This window comes from Bacteroides sp. MSK.18.37 (assembly GCF_019129155.2).
Classification (GTDB): Bacteria; Bacteroidota; Bacteroidia; order Bacteroidales; family Bacteroidaceae; genus Bacteroides; species Bacteroides ovatus.
Genome location: NZ_JAHOIB020000001.1, coordinates 6,113,275 through 6,138,096, shown reverse-complemented (window position 1 = coordinate 6,138,096; position 24,822 = coordinate 6,113,275). Strand labels below are relative to the sequence as shown.

The following is a 24,822-nucleotide window of genomic DNA, read 5'->3' as shown; positions in this document are numbered from 1 at the left end:
TATATCATCAACTTTATATTACCAATCTTTTTCCAAGCGACCGCCTTGCATAACTTTTTGTTGCTTCTTCACTTTATCCTGCACATCTTTTTCGTCCTGCATGACAGAGTTCAGTAATTGTTCAGCATTCTCCTTTGACATCTGATTGTCTTGTTTCTTTTCAGATTTCGGTGGTTGCTGCTGATCTTTCTTTTCATCTTGTTTCTGATCCTTCTGTTTGTCTTTATTCTGGTCCTGTTTCTGATCTTGCTTTTGCTGATCTTTGTTTTGGTCCTGATTTTGATCTTGATTCTGCTGATTTTGTTGGTCTTTCAGCATTTTCTGTGCGAGAGCCAAATTGTACCGGGTTTCATGATCGGTAGGATTATTACGCAGTGACATTTTATATGCATCTACAGCTTTGGCATAGTCTTTACCAGCCTGGAAAATTACTCCCATATTGTGATAAATATGGGCGAGTTTCATTTTATCTTTTTCTATTTTGCTGGCCGATACATATTGTTCCATGGCATCCTGAAACTTTTGCTGTTGCGAAAGGGTATTTCCCAGATTATACATGGATACCGTAGACTTGGGATTAGCTTCCAAGGCCTTCCGATAGTTCACCTCTGCATCAACAAATACGCTATCATTAAACAGACGGTTTCCCTTACGGATATAGTCGCGTTCTGCTTTCTGAGCCGATACACCAGCTGCCGCTAACAGAAATACAGCGAATAGAATATATTTACTTTTTAACATACGTATAACTATTTCTTATTAGAAAACAGGTGAATGTTCTTAAATAAAGGATTTTTGCGATCCAGAATTAAGATTTCTGCCAATAACAATAGTAGAATAACCCATGCAATAGCCTGGAATTGTTCGTTAAACTCCGTATATACTTTCGACTCTACATCAGATTTCGCCATTTTATTCACTTCTTGATTGATGGCCTTTTGGGCTGAATTAGAATTATCTACTCGTACATATATACCTTTTCCTTCTTTTGCAATTTCCTGACACATAGCTTCATTCAAACGGGTAACAATCACATTACCTTCCCGGTCGCGGCGGTAATCATTCGTTCCTTCCACCGGTATTGGAGCGCCATCAGGCATACCTACTCCCAATACACTTACCTGAATACCCTTTTCTGCCGCAGCTTTGGCAGCTTCCACTGCACCACCTTCATGATTTTCACCATCAGTAATAACAATAATGGCGCGTCCTACCCCTTCTTGCGGAGTGAAACTACGAGCTGCCAGATTGATTGCTTCCCCAATAGCTGTACCCTGTTTAGAAATCAACGAAGGACTAATGGATTCTAAGAACATCTTAGCGGAAATATAGTCACTTGTAATTGGCAGCTGTGTAAAAGCGTCACCGGCAAATACAATCATACCTACCTTATCATTATCAAGCTCATCTACTAATCTGGATATTAATCTTTTTGCTTTTTCTAAACGGCTAGGCTGTACATCCTGCGCTAACATAGAGTTTGAAATGTCCAAAGCAATAATTACCTCTACTCCCTTGCGTTTAACCGTTTCCAGTTTTGAACCGAATTGAGGGCGTGCCAGTAATACGGAGAACAAACCAATAGCAACAAAAATAATCCAGAATTTTACATCCGGACGATATTTGGATACGTCAGGCATTAACTGAGCCAACAAAGTCGGATCTCCGAAACGTCGGATATTCTTTCTCCTCTTGTAATTGGAATACAAGTAGAAAGCTGCTAAAAAAGGTAATAGCAACAATAAATATAAATATGTAGGTTCTCCAAATCGAAACATCTTCTTACTATTTTATGATTGGCAAATAACGATTGACAAACATCCTTATGGAATTTTCTTGAGTACCGAATTACGTAATAGTACTTCCAACAAGACACAGAGGAAAGCTGCTAAAGCAAACCAATGATATTCTTCGTCCCGCTTACTATACTCTTTTACATTCAGTTTCGTCTTTTCCAGTTTATCAATTTCTTCATATACTTCTTTAAGCTTCGAGTTGCTCGTAGCCCGGAAATAGTTACCATCTGTCGTTCCGGCAATCTCTGTCAATGTCTTTTCATCAATTTCTACCGGCATACTTACATATTGCACCGTATTTCCGACTGGATAAGGATAAGGAGCCATTCCATTGGTACCTACTCCGATGGTATATACACGAATACCAAAGCTTTTTGCTATTTCTGCCGCTGTCATAGGCGAAATATCTCCCTTGTTATTTGTACCATCCGTCAATAGGATAATAACTTTGGATTTCGCTTTGCTATCTTTTAAGCGGGTTACAGCATTTGCAATACCCATACCGACAGCAGTACCGTCAGTGATAAGACCACATTTGATATTATGTATCATATCCAATAATACAGCATGGTCTACAGTCAACGGACATTGGGTGAAAGTTTCTCCTGCAAATAATGTAATACCGATATTATCATTGGGACGTCCATTGATAAACTCTGCAGCTACGTCTTTAGCAGCTTCCAGTCTGTTCGGCTTCAAGTCTTCAGCCAGCATACTGGTAGAAACGTCGATAGCCAGCATAATATCAATTCCTTCTATCTCACTGTTCTGCCACTTATTAGTAGTTTGCGGGCGTGCAAGAACCAAAATAACCAGTACTAAAGCAAGGCAGCGTAATAGAAATGGAACATGCAACAAATAATTCTTATAACTTTTAGGTGTATGCGCATATACCCGGGCATCTGAAATTTGAAGAGTTGCTTCACTTTTCTTTTGCTTCAGGATATACCATACAATATACGGTATAAGCAATAATAGCAAAAACAGATATTCAATATTGGCAAAAACCATTTTATTTATGATTTAACAGTTTACTATTTAGTATTAAGCTATACATCCTTTATACAAAAAGATTGTATAACTGTAGACCTATATATATAAAGGTACCGATCAATGCTGCTGATAACAATGCAATTCCACAAATCAGCATAGCTTTAACACGTAAAGAACGTTTCTCAATAATAGTGATTTCCGTTGGTTGCGGTTTCTGATTTTCCTCTTCCAGTTGTTTGGTCTCATTGATAAAATCAATGGCGTTAATCAAATTGGCATCGTTTTCATTCATCTGAGGATTATGCTTGGCGAACTTCACTAAATCAGCAGTCTGGAACAATAGTTTTAGGTCTGATATGGCCTCTTTATCATTCATTTCCAGTAACTGATCAATTATTTCAGAAGAAGTCATTTCCAATGCATTAAATCCGAAACGATCCTTAATATATGTACGAATAGCATCGGTAAGTTCGGTATAGTACTCCTTCGATTGCCCTTTCTGCCACACCTTCTCTGTCTTGATACGTTCTATCTCTTTCATTGCAGCCTGATGTGGCGGCAATTTAGGTTCAACTTTAATTTTACGGATAATCGGTTTATTATCACGTATGCGAACAATCAGATAGATCAGCAAACCAAGCAAAGGTAAAGCCAAGAATGAACAAGCGATCAATCCATACCAGTCTTCCCATGCAAAAGGAGCTTTCATCACAGATTTTTGTCCGAAGAACTGGTCCGGATGTAAGGTGTCAACCGGCATTGAATATACTTTTAATGCGAGAGCTTTGGAGTTGTACACTTTCCCATCTACGGTAACTGGCATTGGCGGGAGATAATATAGAGCAGAGTCAAAAGAAGTGATAATGTACTCCTGCGTAATCACCATCCGCTGACGATCATTCAGGAATTGGGTATCTGGTTTGACTGTTTCTATAATTTCCACACCTCTTACCAGTGTATCAGTGTAAGCAGGAAAAATAGCACGCTGTTTGGCATCCATGGCTACTTGCAGTTGCACTTTCGCCTGTTCGCCGATCAGTATCTGCAGTGAATCAATTTTTGCTTCTACTGTAACAGACTGTGCTACTGCTTTACTGACAAACAATAGACCTAATAATGCTATCAGAATAATATTTCTATTCATCTTTGATTCCATTAATTTCGTTTGGCAAATAAATTCAACAATGCCTTTACGTAATCCTGATCGGTTCTGACGGATACAGCATCTACGTTACTTTTGGTAAAAGTATCGTTCAGTTCAGTCTGCTTTTGTATCCACCAGTCGCGATGTGCCCGGCGTACAGCTTTGGAAGAAGTGTCAATCCATTGTTCATGCCCAGTTTCTGCATCTTTGATTCGCATCAGTCCTACTGGAGGAAGATCACTGACTCTCCTGTCGTATACTTGCAATGCTACTACATCATGTTTCCTGTTAGCAATGGTCAGCGCATTCTTAAAGCTTTCCTGGTCAATAAAATCTGATAAGATAAATGCAGTGCAACGCCTTTTCATTACGTTTGTCAAATATTCCAAGGCAAGACGAATATTTGTGCGACGGCTTTCCGGTTGGAAATCAATTAATTCACGGATAATATACAAGATATGTTTACGTCCTTTCTTGGGAGGAATAAACTTCTCTATCCGGTCTGAAAAGAAAATCACACCTATTTTATCATTATTCTGGATGGCAGAGAAAGCAAGAGTAGCAGCGATTTCCGTCACCATATCTTTCTTTAACTGCTTGATCGTACCAAATTCCAAACTTCCGGAAACATCAACCATTAACATAACTGTCAGTTCACGTTCTTCTTCAAACACTTTCACATAAGGTTTATTGAAGCGCGCAGTCACATTCCAATCTATGTCACGTATATCATCACCGAATTGATATTCACGGACTTCCGAAAATGACATACCCCTACCTTTGAAAGCCGAATGATACTGGCCTGCAAAGATATTGTTAGACAATCCTCGTGTCTTTATTTCAATTTGGCGAACTTTTTTTAGTATTTCACTTGTTTCCATTTATACAGTAGTTAATTAGTAGGTAGTTAAGTAGTCATGCATAGATATTTATGACTACTTATTGACTGTATTATAACTACAAATTAGGGTACTTCAACCTTATTCAGAATCTTACTGATGATTTCGTCCGAAGTCATGTTGTTAGCTTCAGCTTCGTATGTCAATCCGATACGGTGACGAAGAACATCATGTGCTACAGCACGTACATCTTCCGGAATAACGTAGCCGCGACGTTTGATGAATGCATACGTACGAGCAGCTAAAGCCAGATTGATAGACGCACGAGGTGAACCTCCGAATCCGATCATATCTTTCAGTTCCTTGAGGTCATATTTTTCTGGGAAACGAGTTGCAAATACGATATCTACAATATAACGCTCGATCTTCTCATCCAGATAGACTTGACGAACAACCTTACGTGCTTCAATAATTTCATCCGCTCTTAGAATAGGTTTCACATTGAACTTCTCACCATTGATATTCTGACGAATAATCAATTTTTCTTCTTCCAACTTCGGATAATCAATGACTACTTTCAGCATGAAACGGTCAACCTGTGCTTCAGGAAGCGGATAAGTACCTTCCTGTTCGATAGGGTTCTGAGTTGCCAATACAAGGAAAGGTTCCGGTAACATGAATGTTTCTTTACCAATAGTAACCTGACGTTCTTGCATTGCTTCCAGCAAAGCACTTTGTACTTTTGCAGGAGCACGGTTAATTTCATCAGCTAATACAAAGTTTGCGAAAATAGGTCCGCGCTGCACTTTAAAAGATTCATCTTTCTGACTGTAAACCATTGTACCGATAACGTCTGCAGGCAATAAGTCCGGCGTAAACTGGATACGGCTATATTTCGCATCAATCAGAGAAGCGAGTGTCTTAATAGCCAAAGTTTTCGCCAAACCAGGCACACCTTCCAAGAGGACGTGTCCATCGGAAAGTAATCCGATAAGCAGTGATTCAACCAAATGTTTCTGACCAACAATGATTTGGTCCATACCTGTCGTAAGATTGGTAACGAAAGCACTTTGTCTTTCAATCCGCTCATTTAGCTCGCGGATATCAATTGATTCAGCCATAAATACTTAATATTTTATTATTTAAATCCCATTAATTTTATGTAAGCCTTGCCTGTGTCATAAGGCTTTTTATTTTGCCCCAAAAGTACGCCATATAATTAACGATTGCAACTAATTTTTATTAAAAAACAATGCGAAATCTTTAGATTAAGGTACTTTCATACGCTTTTGTATATCCATAACACTTCACCCGACCAATACAGGATTTGCATGGTCGGGTGAATGGATTATAACTACTTATTCTTTTGTAAGTTCTGGTATTTCAATAGTTGTGCCATACGGTACATTGTTGGGGTTCTTAATAACCTTCGGATTGTGTTTCACAATGTATGGCCACATTGCCTTTGTACCATAAAAACGCAAGGAAACCCTAGTCAAAGTTTCTCCTTCTTTGATTGTATATTTTGTCTTGGTTCCCGTAATCTTATAAGATGCTGAATCCAGATAGGCAGAAGTAGCAGGTTGTTGTGTAACCGTTTGAGGTTCTGCTTTGACAGGAATAGCTTCTTCTTTTTTGGCAACCGGTTGTGTCGTGGTAGCGACTTTGGATACATCAGGCGTTATTACCTTTGTAGTATCCTTATGTGCAATCGTATCAGAAAGCTGCGCTTCCGGTTGAACGGGTTGAGTGGTCACAGGCGGCATATCCAGTGCATTCTTGTCAGATGAAGAAGAGAATAAATCCGGATAATAAATAAAAAGAATGACACCTCCGCATAATAACAAAACGACTACAATAACAGCTATTAAATAAGGTACAGGAGATTTTTCCTTCACCGGGGCTGTCTTTTTAGAAACCGGTTGGGATACTTGTTCCGGTTGGACCGGCTTTATCGTTTCTTTTTCAGCAGGAGGCACTATAGGAGTCACAGGTTGCAGATTTGCTTTTAGAAGCTCTTGCTCTATAATCTTTTCGGCAGTGATCTTTTCTTTTTCTTCTTCTATAGATGCTGGTTGCTGCTCATCGATCGTCACTTCCTCCTCCGGAACCTCTTCATCTTCCAACTGTTCTACCTTTTCTTCGATATTAGTCTCTGTAATGATCTCTTCAGACTCTTTAGGAGATGTCTGTTCTGTCAATTCCTGTGCTATTGCAGATTCCTCAGTAATAGCAGGTTCTTCAATGGACTCTTCCACAAGTGGCTGACTGGCTATTTGCTCTTCCTGAATCGGCTCTTCTTCCGAAAGACCATCATCAGTACCTTCATTTTCTTCTATCACAGTAGTTTCAGAGTCATCCCCCATCTCATTCAAGACTGCCTGTGCTGATGCTTCCTCTCCTGTTTCTTCTTCCTCAGTCTCTTCTATCGGAGTATCTTCCAGAATTGTATTTTCATTCAATACAACAGTCTCAAAGTGTGCAAAAGGTTTATTTATCGTATCCCTTAGATTTGCATCCGGAGAAAATGAGACTTTTGTATGTCCTTTTATCTGGAAACGCTCGCCTGTGTTGACATTGACACTTTCCCGGCTATCTACATCAATAAGTTTGAAAGTTCCCAATCCTTTGATTTTTACAGTCTTTTCGTTCTCCAAGGCTTGTTCTATCAAGAGGAAAAACTCTTTAACAAACGCTTCGGCGTCTTTCTTGGTCATGCTATGTTTGGCTGCCAATAAGTCAGTAAGGTCTTGAATTGTTAGTCTTTCATTCATAACGGGAAATATTTATTTAAACTTATCTTTCAATGTATTGCTAGGTCTATACGATAATACCAATTTAGGTGGAACCAGCATGCGTTGTTTGCTTGCCGGGTTGATTGAAATCCGTTCCGCTTTCTTTTTCACTTCAAAAGAACCGAATCCTTGAATTGCAATCACATTACCTTCTTCCAATTCTTGTGTCATACTGGACAACAAAGAATTCATCAATTCGGAAGTATCCTTGATTGTGTATCCCAATCTTTCCGCTAGTTCGGATGTAAATTCCTTATTATTCATAGTCATTTATAATCTTTGCATATAAATCAAAATCGTCCGCATTCACCACTTCTACCTGATAAAACTGTCCGATCTTAAGTTCTCTCTCTGAACGATCAATCAATACTTCCGGATCTACTTCCGGTGAATCAAATTCTGTCCGTCCGATATAATAATCTCCTTCCAGACGATCGATGATCACTTTCATCTGTTTACCGATCTTTTCTGCACTTAACTCTGCCGAAATACCTTGCTGGATATCCATCAATTCATCAAGTCGGGCTTGTTTAACCTCTTGTGGAATAGAATCTTCGTATGTTTCTGCAGCATAAGTCCCTTCTTCTTCGGAATATGCGAAAGCACCCATTCGATCAAAACGTACTTTACGTACAAATTCTTTGAGATCCTCGAAGTCTTCCTCGGTTTCTCCGGGATGTCCTACCATTAAAGTCGTCCTCAGGTGAATGCCCGGCACTTCTCTGCGGAATTGTTCGATCAATTGGTAAGTATCCTCTTTGCTCACTTGTCGGCGCATTAACTTCAACATATTGTCACTGATGTGCTGAAGGGCAATGTCCATGTATTTACATACATTGTCACGTTCGCGCATAACCCGGAATAAATCTGTTGGGAAATGTGCTGGATAGGCATAATGCAAGCGAATCCATTCCACCCCGGGTATATCAGAAATACGCTCAATCAATTCCGGAAGCATTTGTTTCTTATACCGGTCTATGCCGTAATAAGTCAATTCCTGTGCGATCACCTGAAATTCTTTCACGCCTTGCGATACCAGGTATCGTACTTCGTCCAGAATTTCTTCTATTGGTTTGGAAATATGGTGTCCTGTAATAATAGGGATAGCACAATAAGAACATTTACGATCACATCCTTCTGAAATTTTCAGGTAAGCATAATGCTGGGGAGTTGTCAATGTCCGTTCGATATATAATTCATCGTGATAGACCTTTCCCAAGTCCTGTAAAAGCTCCTTCCAATTAAACTTCCCATAAAACTTATCTACCTGTGGTATCTCAACAGCTAATTCCTTGAGATAGCGTTCGGAAAGACAACCCATCACGAAAAGTTTCTTTAAATCCCCTTCTTCCTTTCTTTCAGCGAACTCCAGAATCATATTTATGGATTCTTCTTTGGCATCACCAATGAAACCACATGTATTGATTACCGCAATTTCTCCTTGCGGATTTTCAGTGTCATGAGTTACGCTGTATCCGACTTCCTCCAATTGGCGCATTAGCTGCTCGGAGTCAACCAGATTTTTAGAACATCCTAAAGTAATAATATCTATTGTTTTTCTTTTCATGCATTTTCTCCAAACAAGGAATCAACGAATTCATTTTTACGGAATACCTGCAGGTCTTCCATGCCTTCGCCTAGTCCGATATACTTAACAGGAATCTTGAATTGATCGGAAATACCAATCACAACACCACCTTTAGCGGTTCCATCAAGCTTAGTGATGGCCATAGCGGTAACTTCCGTCGCCAAAGTAAATTGTTTGGCTTGCTCAAATGCATTTTGTCCGGTGGAACCGTCCAGTACCAATAAAACTTCATCCGGTGCATCAGGCACTACCTTTTTCATCACATTCTTAATTTTGGTCAACTCGTTCATTAAGCCTACCTTATTGTGCAGACGACCGGCTGTATCAATAATAACCACATCTGCGTTATTGGCAACGGCCGAACTAAGAGTGTCATAAGCCACAGATGCGGGATCTGCTCCCATTTTCTGTTTAACTACGGGAACTCCTACCCGTTCTCCCCAAATCATTAGCTGTTCCACAGCTGCAGCGCGGAAAGTGTCAGCGGCTCCCAAGTAAACGGATTTACCTGCTTTCTTGAATTGATAAGCCAGTTTACCAATGGTTGTAGTTTTACCTACCCCATTTACTCCCACAACCATAATGACATAAGGTTTTCTTGCGATGGGTACGTCGAAATCAGCTACATCACCCGAATTATTTTCAGTAAGCAGAGCTGCTATTTCGTCACGTAATATAAGATTCAGTTCCTGAGTATTTACATACTTATCTGCAGCAGCACGTTTTTCGATGCGCTTGATAATATTTAAAGTTGTTTCTACGCCGACGTCAGATGTAATCAGCACTTCTTCCAGATTATCTAATACTTCATCGTCTACTTTTGACTTGCCAGCCACAGCACGAGCTATTTTACTGAATACGCTCTCTTTGGTTTTAGATAATCCTTTATCTAAAGTTTCCTTCTTCTCCTTTGAAAAAAAACTAAAAAATCCCATATTTACACTTGTTTGTATAATACATTTGCTACAAAGATATAACAAAGGATTGGAAAAGTAAAAAAAGAAGCAATAAAAAATCCCCTCATTGTTCGCCAATGAGAGGATTTTGCAGTTATAGCGTATATGCTATTTCGATTATTTTTTGAAAAAGTCTTGTACTTTTTCGTTCGGAACCATTTGTTCATCAAAAACGTATGCTCCAGTTTTCGGAGATTTTACCATTTTGATAACCTTGGTATAAGCACGACCTTCTTTAGAACCTTCGTGCAAACTTGCTACTGTTTTCTTTGCCATGGGTTATACTACTTTATTATTTAATTTCCTTGTGTACTGTTACTCTCTTCAGAATCGGGTTGTATTTTTTCAACTCAAGTCTTTCTGTAGTATTCTTTCTGTTCTTAGTTGTGATATAACGAGATGTTCCCGGCATTCCACTGTCTTTGTGTTCTGTACATTCCAGAATCACTTGTACTCTGTTACCTTTTGCTTTCTTTGCCATTGTAAGTTTTCTCCTCTACGTTTAGCCGATTACTTTAATGCTTTTCCAATCACAATAACCTTTAGCCACTGCTTCAGTCAGCGCAGCATCCAGTCCTTTTTTGTTGATAATACGCAACCCGTTAGCACAAATGCTAAGGCTGATCCAACAATCTTGTTCTACATAATAGAACTTTTTGTTAAACAAGTTCAAATCAAAGGTTCTTTTAGTTCTTCTCTTTGAGTGTGAAACATTGTTGCCAATCATGGCTTTCTTTCCGGTAATTTGACAAATCTTCGACATTTCTATCTTATTTTTATAGTTTTATATCTATACTTCTTTCAAACAGGACGCAAAGTAAGCACTTTTATCCGTATAAAACAAGAATTTCCTAAAATAATTCACTTCCAGGCACCTATTTTTCTTTATTTGAGTAAATCACGGAGCATTAATAGTGCATTATTGCCTGCTCTTTCGATATTCATGCTTCTTCCGCGGTTCGTTTCCTGTTTGTAAGTACGAATTTCGTTTTTATAACCAGCGGCTATCCAAACAGTTCCCACCGGCTTCTCGGGAGTACCCCCTCCAGGACCTGCTATCCCTGAAGTAGCAACGGCGCAATCGGTTTTTAGTGCTTTCATCGCACCTTTTACCATTTCAATCACAGTTTCTTCGCTGACGGCCCCATGTTGCTCCAATGTTTCGGAGGAAACGTGTAAAAGTCCCATTTTTACTTCATTAGAATAGGCTACTACGCTTCCGTTAAAATATTCAGAACTACCGGCAATGGAGGTCAAACGTGCGGCAATACTGCCTCCGGTACAACTTTCTGCGGTGGAAACGGTCAATTTCTTCTTTTTTAAAAGTTCACCGACTATAACTTCCAATGGCGTATCTTCTTCACCGAAAATGTCTTCACCAAGTATTTTCTCTAATTTTACCTTTTCACGTTCAAGAAGAACTTTTACTTCTTCCCTGTTTTGTCCGCGTCCTGTCAGTCTAAGACGAATAATCCCCAGCTTAGGCAAATATGCCAATTTGATACATTCTGGCAGAGCACTCTCCCACGGTTCCAGTTTTTCTGCCAATACGGATTCCGGATAGTGTTGTACAAGAAATGTTTGATGCATAATCACATCCGTTTGAAACCTCTCGTGCAGTTTAGGTAATACACTTTCTGTCATTACGGCAGTCATCTCTTGCGGAACGCCCGGCATGGAAACAAGTACCTTTCCATCTCTTTCGAACCAGCTGACAGAAGCACTTCCTACAGGATTATTTATCACTGTACAATCTTTCGGAACCATTGCCTGGCTTTTGTTGAGTGCATTCATTGGTATTTTCCCTGCCAGTACCCGTTTTACATTTTCGAATACTTCTTCGCTGAAAACCAGTTCTGTATGAAAGTATTTGCATAAAGTTTGTTTGGTGATATCGTCTTTGGTAGGTCCGAGTCCTCCGGTTACTAAAACAATATTCACCCTTTCCATCGCATTATCAATCGCTTCCAAGATTTCCTTTTCCCGGTCACGGATTGAAACAATACGAAGAACCTCAATGCCTATTTTATTTAATTCCTGCCCCATCCAGGCTGAATTAGTGTCGACAATCTGTCCTATCAACAGTTCGTCGCCAATAGTTATTATTTCGGCAAACATACTTCTTAGTTTTTATCTTATATATAATTAAGGTATACCTTATTATAACGTCACACGAGAATAAGCCGGAAGATCAATAGAACAAAAGTCCTTATCCAGATATTTGAAATATCCGGTAATGGCGATCATGGCTGCATTATCAGTCGTATAACTGAATTTAGGGATAAAAATGTTCCAGCCATATTTCTCGGCATGTTCCCGGAAAGCATTACGCAATCCATTATTTGCAGAAACTCCTCCGGCCACAGCTATTTCATTAATCTTATATTCTTTGGCGGCTTTTCGTAATTTATCCATCAGAATATCCACTACAGTAGCCTCCAATGATGCTGCAAGATCTACTTTATGGTGTTCTATGAAATCAGGATCTTCCTTTAACCAGTCGCGTAATGAATATAAAAAGGAAGTTTTCAATCCGCTGAAGCTGTAATCTAAACCAGGAATATGCGGTTTGCTGAATGTAAAAGCTTTCGGATTTCCCTGACGAGCCAGTTTATCAATGATCGGTCCGCCGGGATAACCAAGTCCCATCACTTTAGAGCATTTATCAATAGCTTCACCTGCGGCATCGTCAATAGTCTGTCCAAGAATCTCCATATCATTATAGGCTTTGACCAGTATGATTTGTGAATTTCCTCCAGATACCAGCAAACAGAGAAATGGGTAAACAGGTTGTCTCTCTTCTTCTCCTTCCGCTTTAATAAAATGAGCTAAAACATGTCCGGTCAAATGATTAACATCAATCATTGGGATGTTTAAAGAACGAGCGAATCCTTTTGCAAAGGAGGCTCCAACAAGCAAAGACCCCATCAATCCCGGTCCGCGAGTGAAAGCTACCGCGCTCAACTCTTCTTTGGTGACGCCGGCACGTTTTAATGCTTCATGTACTACCGGTACGATGTTTTGTTGGTGTGCCCGTGAAGCCAACTCGGGTACTACTCCACCGTATGCTTCATGTACGGCTTGACTTGATACCACATTTGACAGCAAATAACCATCCTTGATTACGGCTGCCGACGTATCGTCACAGGAGGATTCAATTCCTAAAATTATTGCACTCATAAGTATTTAAACTATTAAACGGTGCAAAAGTAATCATAAAACTACGATTCGTAACGAACTATTTTATATTTTTGTTCGCAAAATAAAAGTTATCGCATATCAGAACGCTGAAAAAGACTGTACGCTGGGTAGTAGGTATTGTACTGGGAGTATATATCGGGACTATTGTTTTGCTGAATATACCAAACATTCAGCAAGCAATGAGTGTATTTGTAGCTGAAGAACTTTCTGAAGTTTTAAATACAAAGGTAGTGATTGGTAGAATTAATATGGGTCTATTGAACCGTATTATTATTGATGATGTATTGCTTGACGATCAGAGTGGTCAGGAAATGCTCAAAGTCACACGTTTGTCTGCCAAGTTCGATATTATGCCCTTTTTTAAAGGAAAGATATCCATTAGCAGTGTCCAGCTTTTCGGATTTAATATCAATCTCCGGAAAGAGACTCCGGATTCCCCTCCTAATTTTAAGTTTGTTTTGGATGCTTTTGCTTCCAAAGATACCGTGAAGAAAGAAAACTCCCTTGATTTGCGTATTAATTCCATCCTGATTCGTCGTGGAAGGATGTCTTATCATGTGTTGTCGGAAGAAGAAACACCGGGGAAATTTAACGCTAAGCATATTCAGCTTCAAAATATCATCGCTAATATATCGCTGAAGGCATTAAGTAAGGACTCTTTGAATTTAGGGATCAAGCGATTGAGCCTTGATGAAAAAGCATCCGGCTTCTCTTTGAAAAAAATGAGTTTGAAACTGGTTGCCAATAACAAGCAGACAAACATTGATAATTTTACAATAGAATTGCCCGAAACCTCTCTCAAGCTTGATACCATTCATTTGGAGTATGATAGTTTGAAAGCTTTTGACCGTTTTACAGAACAGGTGCATTTCTCTTTCCGTACTTTGCCATCGCAAGTTACTTTAAAAGATATTTCTCCTTTTGTCCCTATCCTCTCGCATTTCAAGGAACCGGTGACGTTGGATATGGAGGTGAAGGGAACTGTGGATCAGTTGACTTGTTCGCATCTGGAGATTACAGCCGATGACCGTCAGTTCCGTCTGCGAGGAGATGTATCGCTTCAGGACTTATCGCGTCCACAAGATGCGTATGTATATGGAACCCTTTCCGAACTTTCGGCCAATACGCGCGGAGTCGGTTTTTTAGTGCGTAATTTGAGTCCTAATTATAATGGAGTTCCTCCTCTTCTCGAACGTTTGGGCAACGTGAGTTTCCAGGGAGAAATTTCGGGATACTTCACGGACTTAGTTACTTATGGACAATTACAAACGAGTCTTGGAAATGTAAAGACCGACTTAAAATTGAGTTCTGATAAGACAAAAGGATTGTTTGCGTATTCCGGAGCTGTCAAAACAGAGGATTTTCAACTAGGTAAATTATTGGATAATGAGGAATTGGGAGAAATTACTTTCAATCTGGATGTACATGGCCGGCATATTGCTGACCACTTGCCTGCCGTAGAATTGAAAGGACTGATTGCTTCGATAGATTATAGCAGATATAGATATGAAAATATCACACTGGACGGAGAATACAAACAAGGCGGATTTAATGGAAAGATTGCGTTGGATGATCCTAATGGCTCTATTTATCTGAATGGAGACGTAAATGTTGCATCCAAAGTTCCTACTTTTAATTTTCTTGCAGTAGTCAATAAAGTACGCCCACATGATTTGAATCTTACGACCAAATATCCTGATGCAGAGTTCTCTTTAAAACTGAAAGCCAATTTTACAGGTGGATCAGTGGATGAGATGATTGGAGAAATCAATGTGGATAGCTTGGAATTTACAGCTCCGGATAAAGCATATTTCATGCAGAATATGAATATCCGGGCAACCAAACAAAATGGAGAAAATCAGCTTAGATTGACTTCCGAATTCCTGAAAGCAAGCATAGAGGGAAAATTCCAATATCACACATTGCCTGCCAGTATTCTGAATATTATGCGGAAATATGTGCCGTCTTTGATATTACCTCCCAAGAAGCCGATTGAAACCCATAATAACTTTTTGTTTGATATACATATATATAATACGGACATTTTATCTACGATATTTGATATACCGTTAACGGTATATACTCATTCTACGTTGAAGGGATATTTTAATGATGCTTTACAACGCTTGCGTATAGAGGGATATTTTCCCCGTCTGCAATATAAGAACAACTATATTGAGTCAGGTATGATTCTGTGCGAGAATCCGGCAGATCATATTCGTGCACGGGTTCGTCTGACTAATTTGAAAAAGAAAGGGGCAGTCAATCTATCTCTGGATGCACAAGCTAAAGATGACAATGTCAGTACGACTTTGGATTGGGGAAATAATGCTGCAGCAACATATAGCGGGAAATTAGCAGCTGTTGCCAAATTTCTACGTACAAGCGGAGAAAAGTCATTGTTGAAAGCGATGGTGGATGTGAATCCTACTGATGTTATTTTAAATGATACTCTCTGGAAGATACATCCTTCGCAGGTGGTGGTCGATTCCGGACGAGTGGATGTGAATAATTTCTATTTTAGTCATCAGGATAGGTATGTACGTATTAACGGCCGGCTTTCCGAGAATCCTAAAGATACTGTAAAGGTTGATCTAAAGGATATAAATATGGGATATGTATTTGATATTGCAAGTATATCCGACGATGTAAATTTTGAGGGCGATGCAACAGGAACGGCTTATGCAAGCGGAGTGTTTAAAAAGCCTATCATGAATACCCGTTTATTTATAAAGAATTTCTCACTCAATCACGGTCGTTTGGGTGAACTGGATATATATGGTGAGTGGGATAATGAAAACAGAGGTATCCGGTTGGATGCATCCATTCAGGATATATCTCCTTCTCCGTCGCGTGTCACGGGTATTATTTATCCATTAAAACCCGAGAGCGGACTTGATTTAAATATTGAAGCAAATGAATTGAATCTGAAATTCCTCGAACATTATATGAAGTCTATTGCCAATGATATTAAAGGGCGAGGAACAGGAAAAGTACATTTCTATGGAAAATTTAAAGGATTGAACCTGGATGGTGCGGTTATGACAGATGCATCCATGAATTTTGATATTTTAAACACACATTTTGCGGTAAAAGATACTATTCATTTGGCTCCTACCGGATTGACATTCAATAATATACATATCTCTGATATGGAAGGGCATTCGGGGAGAATGAATGGATATTTGCATTTCCAGCATTTTAAGAACCTAAACTATCGTTTCGAGATACAGGCAAATAATATGCTTGTGATGAACACAAAAGAATCGACAGATATGCCTTTCTATGGTACGGTATATGGTACCGGGAATGTATTGCTCTCTGGAAACGCCATACAGGGGCTCGACGTAAATGTGGCTATGACTACAAATCGAAATACTACCTTTACATATATTAATGGTAGTGTAGCATCGGCTACTAGCAATCAGTTTATCAAATTCGTGGATAAAACACCTCGTCGTACTATCCGGGATTCTGTTCAAGTAATCTCATATTACGAACAAATACAGCAAAAACGTCAGGAGGAGGAAGAGCAGAAAACAGATATCCGTTTGAATATTCTCGTGGATGCAACTCCCGATGCCACCATGCGAATCATTATGGACCCTATTGCCGGAGATTATATCAGCGGAAAAGGTACGGGAAATATCCGGACGGAATTTTATAATAAGGGCGATGTGAAAATGTTTGGTAATTACCGGATCAATCAAGGAGTATATAAATTTAGTTTGCAGGAAGTGATTCGTAAAGACTTTATTATCAAAGATGGAAGTACAATAACGTTCAATGGTGCACCTTTGGATGCTAACATGGACATACAAGCTTCATATACAGTGAACTCTGCCTCTTTGAATGATTTGATACCGGATGCTTCGGCTATTATACAACAACCCAATGTGCGTGTAAATTGTATCATGAATCTAAGTGGTATGCTGGTACGACCGACTATCAAACTGGGTATTGAGCTTCCGAATGAAAGAGATGAAATACAAACATTGGTACGTAATTATATCAGTACGGAAGAGCAAATGAATATGCAGATTCTTTATTTGCTGGGTATTGGCAAGTTCTATACGGAAGATGCCCGTAATAATAATCAGAATTCGAATGTGATGTCATCGGTGCTCTCATCTACTCTCTCCGGCCAGTTGAACAATGCACTTTCACAGGTCTTTGAAACGAATAACTGGAATATCGGTACGAATTTGAGTACGGGTGATAAGGGTTGGACAGACATGGAAGTAGAAGGTATTTTGTCGGGACAATTATTGAATAACCGTTTATTGATAAACGGAAACTTCGGTTATCGGGATAATCCGATGGCTAATACTAACTTTGTAGGAGACTTTGAAGCAGAATGGCTGATTACCCGTTCGGGAGATATTCGTTTGAAGGCTTATAATGAGACAAATGACCGTTATTACACAAAAACAAACTTGACTACACAAGGTGTAGGTATCATGTATAAAAAGGATTTCAATAAATGGAGTGATCTATATTTCTGGAATAAATGGCGGTTACGCAATAAGCGGAAACGGGAAGAAGCTGAAAAGGTGAAACCGCAACAAACGGACAGCATCACTGATAAAACTGATAAATCGGCAGTGAAAAGAAAACGTGTACAGGAGCAGTAAAAAATAATAAACGATGACATATCCACCAGGAATTATGTCATCGTTTGTTGTTTGTGAGAATTATGTTTCAGAATTATGCACTTTGACCTATGAAAGGACAGTACCGTTCTCGCCTATGTTTACTACTTTATCTACATCCCCCTTCTCAAGTTCAATTCGATAATATATGCTACCATCTGCTTTTTCAATATACTCCGCTTCGTCAAAACGATATTCTCCATATTGATTATTGAGAGTATTGTTTACTGCTTCAGGCAATTCATTCTGACGTATTTCCCATGAAGTAGAATACCAATTTCCAGTCTGGTTGAACAATACATCTTTTGAGATTCCATTATGAATGATATCTACCTCTGTAAATCCAAAATCCCAATCATTTCTATCATCTTCAACGTCTACTTCCATGATTCTTGCATTCGGATACTTTTCATTGATGAAGTTTTTCATAGCTTCAGTCAATTGTACAGGAAGATGTTCGCTGTTATCATCATCAGTGTCTACAATGCTTTTAATCAGAGTTCCATCAGCAGAATAATACAAATCGACCTCCTGATTCTGCTTTTCGACTTCAATTACGAAAACAGTTTCAACGCCTGTCCGTTCCAGTTTGTCTATATCATCCCGCTTCCATGAGGCATATTCGCTGTTCTCAAAAGACATTTTTACTGCTTGTGGTAATGCATTGTAAGGAATGTCCGTTTCTGTCATTTGCCATTTACCATCTTGGGTGAACCATGCAGATGCTTCATATCCGTCATAGAAATCTGCTACATAATATCCAGACTTAGTTTCCCACTTCACATTTGCAGCATTAGGGAATTTGGATGAAAATGCACTTTGAAGTTCGGCAGGAACAGCTATTGAACCATCGTCATCGTTGTCACAACTTTGCAGACTCCATGTGACGCTTAGTGCCAGTAAAAGTGTATAAATCTTTAGTTTCATCTTTGTTCAATTTAAATAGGTTTAGAAATCAATATCAATCAAATTAAATTTCAGGTCAAACTTCAGTTCCGTACGGTTGGACAGTTTTACTTCATAATCTTTCTTATCTCTCTCAATTTTTAGAATTTTAGCATCAGGGTAATTGGTCGTTACGTATTTCTGAATAGCTGCCGGAATAATTGCTGTAGGTACAGAACTATATTTGCAGTTCACTTCTTCCCAGTTGCCTTTGTTGTCAAACTCCACTTTATCGCCATTCGTGAAAATCACTTCATAACTTTTATAAAAGAAATCACTCTCCATTTTGGCTAATGCTACTTTGCTGTCGGCAAAATGCTGTTTGATAAACTGCTGTGCCGGTTGTGGCATTTGAGTTACCTGGATTGGTTTGTCGTCATCTGCACGAGCTACTGTTTGCAAAGTGAAAAGACACACTAATAAGAATACTAACTTTTTCATAATCGTTGTTTTTTAATATTGGTTTTTACTATTATTATTAATTTGATAATGCAAAGATGAGAGGAGAATCTGAAAAGATTTGGGAATTTTGAGAATTTCCGAAAAAAAATCGAAAAAATATAGTGACGCTATCCGGTTAACATAGCGTCACTATATATAAAGGATACCGTCACCATCCTATAGGGATAGTGTCACTATAATTTCTTCCTGAAATTAGATTCTTTAGGATTCTTTTAAAACTACTAATAGATACATCGTTTATTTTTGCACACACAAATTTGACAATATTCATATTAAACAACCATAAGAACTTTTGTATGACTATGAGAACAAATTATTTTTTATTATTAGCTATTCTATTGGGGATTATCCCTATGAGTTACACGCACGCCAATGATTCAATACCTAAGAGCGTGATTCTGTACACACCTTACACAAAAATCTCCGTATCTCCCGGAGCGTCAATTGACTACAGTATTGATCTTATCAACAACACGGACCAGTTGATGAATGCGAATCTTTCTGTCAGCGGATTGTCCGCCAGTTGGAAACACGAAATGAAATCCGGTGGCTGGAGCCTTAGCCAACTATCGGTACTTCCCAAAGAGAAAAAGACTTTCAATTTAAAAGTCGAAGTCCCATTAAAAGTGAATAAAGGTAATTATCACTTTGTAGTATATGCCGGAAACGCCAAACTTCCATTGGATGTGGTGGTTGCTCAAAAAGGAACATACCAGACTGAATTTACTACCGACCAACCCAACATGCAGGGAAATTCTAAATCAACCTTCACTTTCAGCGCCACTTTAAAGAATCAGACTGCCGACCAGCAGCTATATGCTTTGATGGCTAATGCACCCAGAGGTTGGAATGTAGTTTTTAAACCTAATTATAAGCAAGCCACTTCTGCACAAGTGGAAGCCAACAGTACCCAAAATGTAAGTATAGATATTACTCCTCCTGCCAATGTAGAAGCCGGCAGTTACAAAATTCCGGTACGCGCTGCTACAGGTACCACTTCCGCTGAATTGGAACTGGAAGTGGTTGTTACCGGCTCTTATCAAATGGAACTGACTACTCCCCGTGGGTTATTGAGCACAGATGTCACAGCAGGTGATATAAAGAAAATAGAACTGGAAGTCAGAAATACAGGTTCTTCATTACTGAAAGATATTCAGCTGTCTGCTAATAAACCAGCTGACTGGGAAGTAACTTTCGAACCTTCAAAAATCGATGCACTAAAAGCCGGAGAGACATCAACGGTTATGGCTACTTTGAAAGCTTCTAAAAAAGCATTGCCAGGCGACTATGTGACTACCATCATGGCAAAAACTCCTGAAGTAAATGCCGATGCGCAGTTCAGAGTTGCAGTAAAAACTCCGATGATATGGGGATGGGTAGGCGTTCTTATCATTATTGCCACCATCGGCGTGGTTTACTATCTGTTCCGTAAATATGGAAGGAGGTAAATTATGGGCGAACAAGTGATCGTACTTACCGATTTGACCAAACAATACGGTAATTTCACTGCTGTAGATCATATTCGCCTGAATATCCGGAAAGGAGAAATCTTCGGATTACTGGGACCGAATGGTGCTGGAAAATCAACTACTATCTTAATGATGTTGGGATTGACAGAGCCTACTTCGGGAACAGTTGAAATTTGTGGAATCAATTCTACTACACACCCCATTGAAGTAAAAAGGAAAATTGGGTATTTGCCAGAAGATGTAGGATTCTATGATGATATGACAGGACCGGAGAATTTGATCTATACAGCGCGATTAAATGGTATTTCTGATAAAGAGGCAAAAACCAAGGCTATGGAACTGATGAAGCGGGTAGGCCTTGAAGATCAGTTAGCCAAAAAGACAGGGAAATACTCTCGTGGTATGAGACAGCGGTTGGGATTGGCTGATGTACTTATTAAAAATCCGGAGATTATTATTCTCGATGAGCCGACTTCAGGGATTGACCCTGCAGGTGTTCAGGAATTTATCGAACTGATTCGCTGGTTGAGTAAAGAAGAAGGACTGACAGTGCTTTTCTCTTCCCATCATCTGGATCAGGTACAGAAAGTGTGCGACCGGGTAGGTTTGTTCAGTAATGGCCAATTACTTGCTTTGATCGATATGGCAGAATTGAAAGATAAGAAGCAGGAATTGTCTGATATTTATAACCATTATTTTGAGGAAGGAGGAGAAAGACATGAATAAAGTCAATCATCCTTTTTGGGTTATCGTCAACAAGGAAATTTCCGATCATGTCAAAAGTTGGCGTTTTATTATACTAATAGGTATTATAGCACTTACCTGTATGGGGTCGCTATATACAGCACTCACCAATATTAGTGAAGCCATCAAACCTAATGATCCGGACGGTTCGTTTCTTTTCTTGAAGTTGTTTACGGTTTCAGATGGGACTCTCCCCTCTTTTGTGCTGTTTATTAACTTCTTAGGTCCCCTATTGGGAATCGCTTTGGGATTTGATGCAGTCAATTCCGAACAAAATAAAGGAACATTGAGCCGTATGCTGTCCCAGCCTATTCATCGCGATTGCATTATCAATGCGAAGTTTGTGGCTGCTTTGATTGTGATAGGTATCATGTTGTTTGTATTGGGCTTTCTGGTGATGGGATGTGGGCTGATTGCTATTGGTATTCCTCCTACGGCAGAAGAGTTTTGGAGAATTGTTTTCTTCATCATTACCAGTATCTTTTATGTAGCATTCTGGTTGAATCTGGCTATTCTGTTCTCACTCCGTTTCCGTCAGGCAGCGACTTCTGCCTTAGCATCTGTGGCTGTTTGGCTGTTTTTTAGTGTATTCTATACCATGATTGTTAATTTGGTGGCAAAAGGGTTGAGTCCGTCACAGATGGCATCACCTTATCAGATTATCAGTTATCAGAAGTTTATTCTAGGGTTGATGCGTTTGGCACCGAGTGAACTGTTTAATGAAGCTACCACCACACTATTGATGCCTTCTGTCAGAAGTTTGGGGCCATTGACTATGGAACAGGTACAGGGAGCTATCCCTAGTCCGCTCCCATTGGGACAAAGTCTTTTAGTTGTATGGCCACAGTTGACCGGATTGATTGCGGCAACGGTTATTTGCTTCGCTATTTCTTATATCATGTTTATGAGGAGAGAAATACGATCCCGATAACCTGCTCACTATAAAAGACGCAGAGGACACGGAGAAACAGGTGGATGGATATACCTGACAAATTGGTTTTATGATAACCGACAGGTCGTTCACTTAAAATCCGTGTCCTCTGTGTTTTTCAGATGAATCTTATGATTGGGAAATCTCGAAGCAATGTTCATTCTGCTCGAAGTAATATTTTATATTCAGATGTTGCAAACGACAGATGGAATCGGCTATAGCTAATCCCAGCCCTGTAGATCCTTCTTTTTTGCTACCCTGATAGAAACGTTCGAAGATATGTTCCTTGTTCAGCGGATGTTCCACTCCCGAATTTCGGAAAGTAATACCGTTCTTAGTAACGGTGATTCGGATATGTCCTCCATCAATATTATGTACAAATGCATTTTTCAGGAGGTTAGTGAGCAAAGCAACAGCCAGGGATTCGTTCATTGTCACCTTGAAAACGCCTTGTTCATCTATCGTGACTTCTATGTTGCGATAATCATAAACTTCTTCGTAATCTTGCAGATATTGTTTGAGAAGTACATTGAGTTCCAATTCTTTGGTATCCGTAAACTGACCATTATCAATCTTGGAAAGCAATAATAGGGATTTGTTTAATTTAGTAATGTATTCTAAAGTCTGATGCGTTTTCATCAGTTCTTCCAGTTGTTTTTCTGATAGCGAATCATCTTCCATCAACATTTCCAATCGATTACGGCAGATAGCAAGTGGAGTTTGTATCTCGTGTGAAGCATTTCCGATAAACTGTTTTTGTTGTTCGAACATCTGCTCCGTACGTTCCACATAACGAATGGCAGCCTCATTTAATTTCCGGAATTCCGTGATTTGAGTATCGTTACTCAAAGGTTTATTTCTTTTTCCTGTTTGATAACCGTCCAGCCAGTGTAGAAGTACATAGAGCGGTCGCATATTCCGGTAAAATACCCATACGGAAATGATAATAATGCAGAATAATAAAGCTACATATAAAAATATAATCCACACCTGGATGGCATCTCTCAAATCGTCTTTTTCAATGCTGGGAGTTGATACTGTCAGCTCGTGGTATCGTCCTTCATCATCTTTAAAGATAGTAGTAAGAATACGTGCCGGCTCGGTCTCTCCTTTTTCTTCAATGTATACCATAGAGTCTTTATACTGAATATCCTCCCGGCTTTCCGCATACTCTTTGCTTACTTCCATCATATAATATTGATTGTTGGAGCCATTGGTTTTAGAAGGTAGCTCCTCTCCTGCCAATGCCCGGATAATGATGGTTTCCGAATAATCTTCCAAAGCATCATCCACTTCATCGTTGACTTCATCGATCATCGTAACATAAAAGAAGATAGCCCAGACCGTCAGTATAAGGGTCAGAGCAAGAGTAATACGAAGAATGATGTAATATATTAATTTCATGGACAATAATTTCTTTCTTTTTTATTCTACTATCATTTTATACCCAAATCCATAGACTGCTTTAATTTCAATAGTTGCACCGGAATCTTTGAGCTTTTTGCGAAGATTCTTGATTTGTGCATATATGAAGTCAAAATTATCGACCTGATCGATATGGTCTCCCCACACTGATTCGGCCAAAGTGTTTTTATTGATTAATCTCCCAGGGCGATTGATAAAATATAACAGGATATCATATTCTTTTCTATTTAGTTCCACTTCCTGCTCGTTGACAAATACACGATATTTATCCGGTTCTATCCGTACGTTGCCTTGGCGGATATCAATCTCTCCATCATGCTGATGGCGACGAATCACGCTTTTAATTCGTGCATTTAGTTCAACCAAATGAAATGGCTTTGGCAAATAATCGTCCGCTCCCAGTTCTAATCCCAAAACTTTGTCTTCCAGAGAGTCTTTCGCGGAAATAATAATCACGTTCTCCCGCTTATGGAGAGCTTTCAGTCGTTCAAGAAGATCAAGTCCGCTTCCGTCCGGTAGCATGATGTCCAATAAGATACAATCATAGTCGTAATCTTCAATTTTGCGTAGAGCAGAATTGAAGTCACTGGCTGTTTCTACAACGTAACGTTCTTTTTCAAGTGAACATTGAATCAGTTCTCTCAAAGAGGGTTCGTCTTCTACAATCAATATCTTCATAATTTTGTCTCCTTTCTTTTTTACATACTACAAAGAAAAGGGATATTTCTGAAATAAAACTGAAATGGATTGAAAAAAGAGTTTGAAATAACTATTGAATGTCTAATGAACTGTTAGGATAGGCCATAAATAATATAATATGGAAGGAAAAAAAGAAAAGGATGAAAGCGATTGAGCCGTTTCCATCCTTTTTATAATTATGTG

23 protein-coding genes are annotated in these 24,822 nt (G+C 39.2%); 4 read left to right on the top strand and 19 right to left on the bottom strand.

Annotated features, from left to right (window positions below; translation table 11 throughout):
- Window positions 1-18: 18 nt before the first annotated feature.
- The 15 genes from KSX81_RS23630 to tsaD form a co-directional block, all read right to left on the bottom strand.
- Window positions 19-741, bottom strand: a complete 723-nt coding sequence (locus KSX81_RS23630) for a tetratricopeptide repeat protein (RefSeq protein ID WP_004295972.1) — start codon at window positions 739-741, stop codon at window positions 19-21.
- Window positions 742-749: 8 nt separating this feature from the next.
- Window positions 750-1,778: a VWA domain-containing protein gene (locus KSX81_RS23625; protein WP_004295973.1), complete on the bottom strand. Its 1,029-nt coding sequence runs from the start codon at window positions 1,776-1,778 to the stop codon at window positions 750-752.
- A 45-nt stretch (window positions 1,779-1,823) separates the two neighbouring features.
- Window positions 1,824-2,807, bottom strand: coding sequence for a vWA domain-containing protein (locus KSX81_RS23620; RefSeq protein ID WP_004295974.1), 984 nt, complete (start codon window positions 2,805-2,807; stop codon window positions 1,824-1,826).
- Window positions 2,808-2,856: 49 nt separating this feature from the next.
- On the bottom strand, window positions 2,857-3,945 hold the full coding sequence (locus tag KSX81_RS23615; protein WP_004295975.1) for a hypothetical protein: 1,089 nt from the start codon (window positions 3,943-3,945) through the stop codon (window positions 2,857-2,859).
- On the bottom strand, window positions 3,945-4,814 hold the full coding sequence (locus KSX81_RS23610; protein ID WP_004295976.1) for a DUF58 domain-containing protein: 870 nt from the start codon (window positions 4,812-4,814) through the stop codon (window positions 3,945-3,947). The genes KSX81_RS23615 and KSX81_RS23610 overlap by 1 nt, the downstream gene beginning before the upstream one ends.
- Window positions 4,815-4,897: 83 nt before the next feature.
- The gene (locus KSX81_RS23605; RefSeq protein ID WP_004295977.1) at window positions 4,898-5,893 is read right to left on the bottom strand and encodes an AAA family ATPase; all 996 of its coding nucleotides are present in this window, start codon (window positions 5,891-5,893) and stop codon (window positions 4,898-4,900) included.
- A gap of 237 nt (window positions 5,894-6,130) precedes the next feature.
- Window positions 6,131-7,546, bottom strand: coding sequence for an HU family DNA-binding protein (locus KSX81_RS23600; RefSeq protein ID WP_004295978.1), 1,416 nt, complete (start codon window positions 7,544-7,546; stop codon window positions 6,131-6,133).
- Window positions 7,547-7,558: 12 nt separating this feature from the next.
- Window positions 7,559-7,831 carry an HU family DNA-binding protein gene (locus tag KSX81_RS23595; protein WP_004306073.1) on the bottom strand — a complete coding sequence of 91 codons (273 nt, stop codon included), beginning with the start codon at window positions 7,829-7,831 and terminating at the stop codon, window positions 7,559-7,561.
- Complete coding sequence (gene rimO / locus KSX81_RS23590) at window positions 7,824-9,134, bottom strand: 30S ribosomal protein S12 methylthiotransferase RimO (protein ID WP_004295980.1); 1,311 nt, start codon at window positions 9,132-9,134, stop codon at window positions 7,824-7,826. The genes KSX81_RS23595 and rimO overlap by 8 nt, the downstream gene beginning before the upstream one ends.
- Window positions 9,131-10,090 (bottom strand): signal recognition particle-docking protein FtsY, encoded by a 960-nt coding sequence (gene ftsY, locus KSX81_RS23585; RefSeq protein WP_004295981.1) that lies wholly within the window; start codon window positions 10,088-10,090, stop codon window positions 9,131-9,133. The genes rimO and ftsY overlap by 4 nt, the downstream gene beginning before the upstream one ends.
- 138 nt (window positions 10,091-10,228) lie before the next feature.
- Complete coding sequence (locus KSX81_RS23580) at window positions 10,229-10,387, bottom strand: DUF4295 domain-containing protein (protein WP_004295982.1); 159 nt, start codon at window positions 10,385-10,387, stop codon at window positions 10,229-10,231.
- Between the two features lie 16 nt (window positions 10,388-10,403).
- On the bottom strand, window positions 10,404-10,592 hold the full coding sequence (gene rpmG / locus KSX81_RS23575) for a 50S ribosomal protein L33 (protein WP_002560155.1): 189 nt from the start codon (window positions 10,590-10,592) through the stop codon (window positions 10,404-10,406).
- 21 nt (window positions 10,593-10,613) lie between these two features.
- Entirely contained in the window at window positions 10,614-10,874 is a 261-nt protein-coding gene (gene rpmB, locus KSX81_RS23570) for a 50S ribosomal protein L28 (RefSeq protein WP_004295983.1), read from the bottom strand.
- Window positions 10,875-10,996: 122 nt separating this feature from the next.
- Window positions 10,997-12,229 carry a competence/damage-inducible protein A gene (locus tag KSX81_RS23565; protein WP_004295984.1) on the bottom strand — a complete coding sequence of 411 codons (1,233 nt, stop codon included), beginning with the start codon at window positions 12,227-12,229 and terminating at the stop codon, window positions 10,997-10,999.
- A gap of 42 nt (window positions 12,230-12,271) precedes the next feature.
- Window positions 12,272-13,291, bottom strand: a complete 1,020-nt coding sequence (gene tsaD, locus KSX81_RS23560; RefSeq protein ID WP_004295985.1) for a tRNA (adenosine(37)-N6)-threonylcarbamoyltransferase complex transferase subunit TsaD — start codon at window positions 13,289-13,291, stop codon at window positions 12,272-12,274.
- Between the two features lie 200 nt (window positions 13,292-13,491).
- On the opposite strand from tsaD, the gene KSX81_RS23555 reads away from it, so the two are divergent.
- Window positions 13,492-17,946, top strand: a complete 4,455-nt coding sequence (locus KSX81_RS23555; RefSeq protein WP_217725727.1) for a translocation/assembly module TamB — start codon at window positions 13,492-13,494, stop codon at window positions 17,944-17,946.
- Window positions 17,947-18,033: 87 nt separating this feature from the next.
- Here KSX81_RS23555 and KSX81_RS23550 read toward each other — a convergent pair whose 3' ends face one another.
- Both KSX81_RS23550 and KSX81_RS23545 read right to left on the bottom strand, forming a co-directional pair.
- Window positions 18,034-18,891 (bottom strand): PepSY-like domain-containing protein, encoded by an 858-nt coding sequence (locus KSX81_RS23550; protein WP_004318250.1) that lies wholly within the window; start codon window positions 18,889-18,891, stop codon window positions 18,034-18,036.
- Window positions 18,892-18,912: 21 nt separating this feature from the next.
- Entirely contained in the window at window positions 18,913-19,350 is a 438-nt protein-coding gene (locus KSX81_RS23545; RefSeq protein ID WP_004306079.1) for a PepSY-like domain-containing protein, read from the bottom strand.
- A gap of 317 nt (window positions 19,351-19,667) precedes the next feature.
- Between KSX81_RS23545 and KSX81_RS23540 the strand changes: the two genes are divergently transcribed.
- From KSX81_RS23540 to KSX81_RS23530, 3 genes are read left to right on the top strand one after another with little or no spacing between them, the layout of a single operon-like run.
- Window positions 19,668-20,819 (top strand): NEW3 domain-containing protein, encoded by a 1,152-nt coding sequence (locus KSX81_RS23540; RefSeq protein ID WP_004295989.1) that lies wholly within the window; start codon window positions 19,668-19,670, stop codon window positions 20,817-20,819.
- A gap of 3 nt (window positions 20,820-20,822) precedes the next feature.
- Window positions 20,823-21,566 (top strand): ABC transporter ATP-binding protein, encoded by a 744-nt coding sequence (locus tag KSX81_RS23535; protein ID WP_004295990.1) that lies wholly within the window; start codon window positions 20,823-20,825, stop codon window positions 21,564-21,566.
- Window positions 21,559-22,515: an ABC transporter permease gene (locus tag KSX81_RS23530; RefSeq protein ID WP_004295992.1), complete on the top strand. Its 957-nt coding sequence runs from the start codon at window positions 21,559-21,561 to the stop codon at window positions 22,513-22,515. Before KSX81_RS23535 ends, KSX81_RS23530 begins: the two co-directional genes overlap by 8 nt.
- Before the next feature lie 129 nt (window positions 22,516-22,644).
- Here the strand turns inward: KSX81_RS23530 and KSX81_RS23525 are convergent, their stop codons facing one another.
- Both KSX81_RS23525 and KSX81_RS23520 read right to left on the bottom strand, forming a co-directional pair.
- Complete coding sequence (locus KSX81_RS23525) at window positions 22,645-23,919, bottom strand: sensor histidine kinase (RefSeq protein WP_004295993.1); 1,275 nt, start codon at window positions 23,917-23,919, stop codon at window positions 22,645-22,647.
- Window positions 23,920-23,940: 21 nt separating this feature from the next.
- Entirely contained in the window at window positions 23,941-24,618 is a 678-nt protein-coding gene (locus KSX81_RS23520) for a response regulator transcription factor (RefSeq protein WP_004295994.1), read from the bottom strand.
- Window positions 24,619-24,822 lie beyond the last annotated feature (204 nt).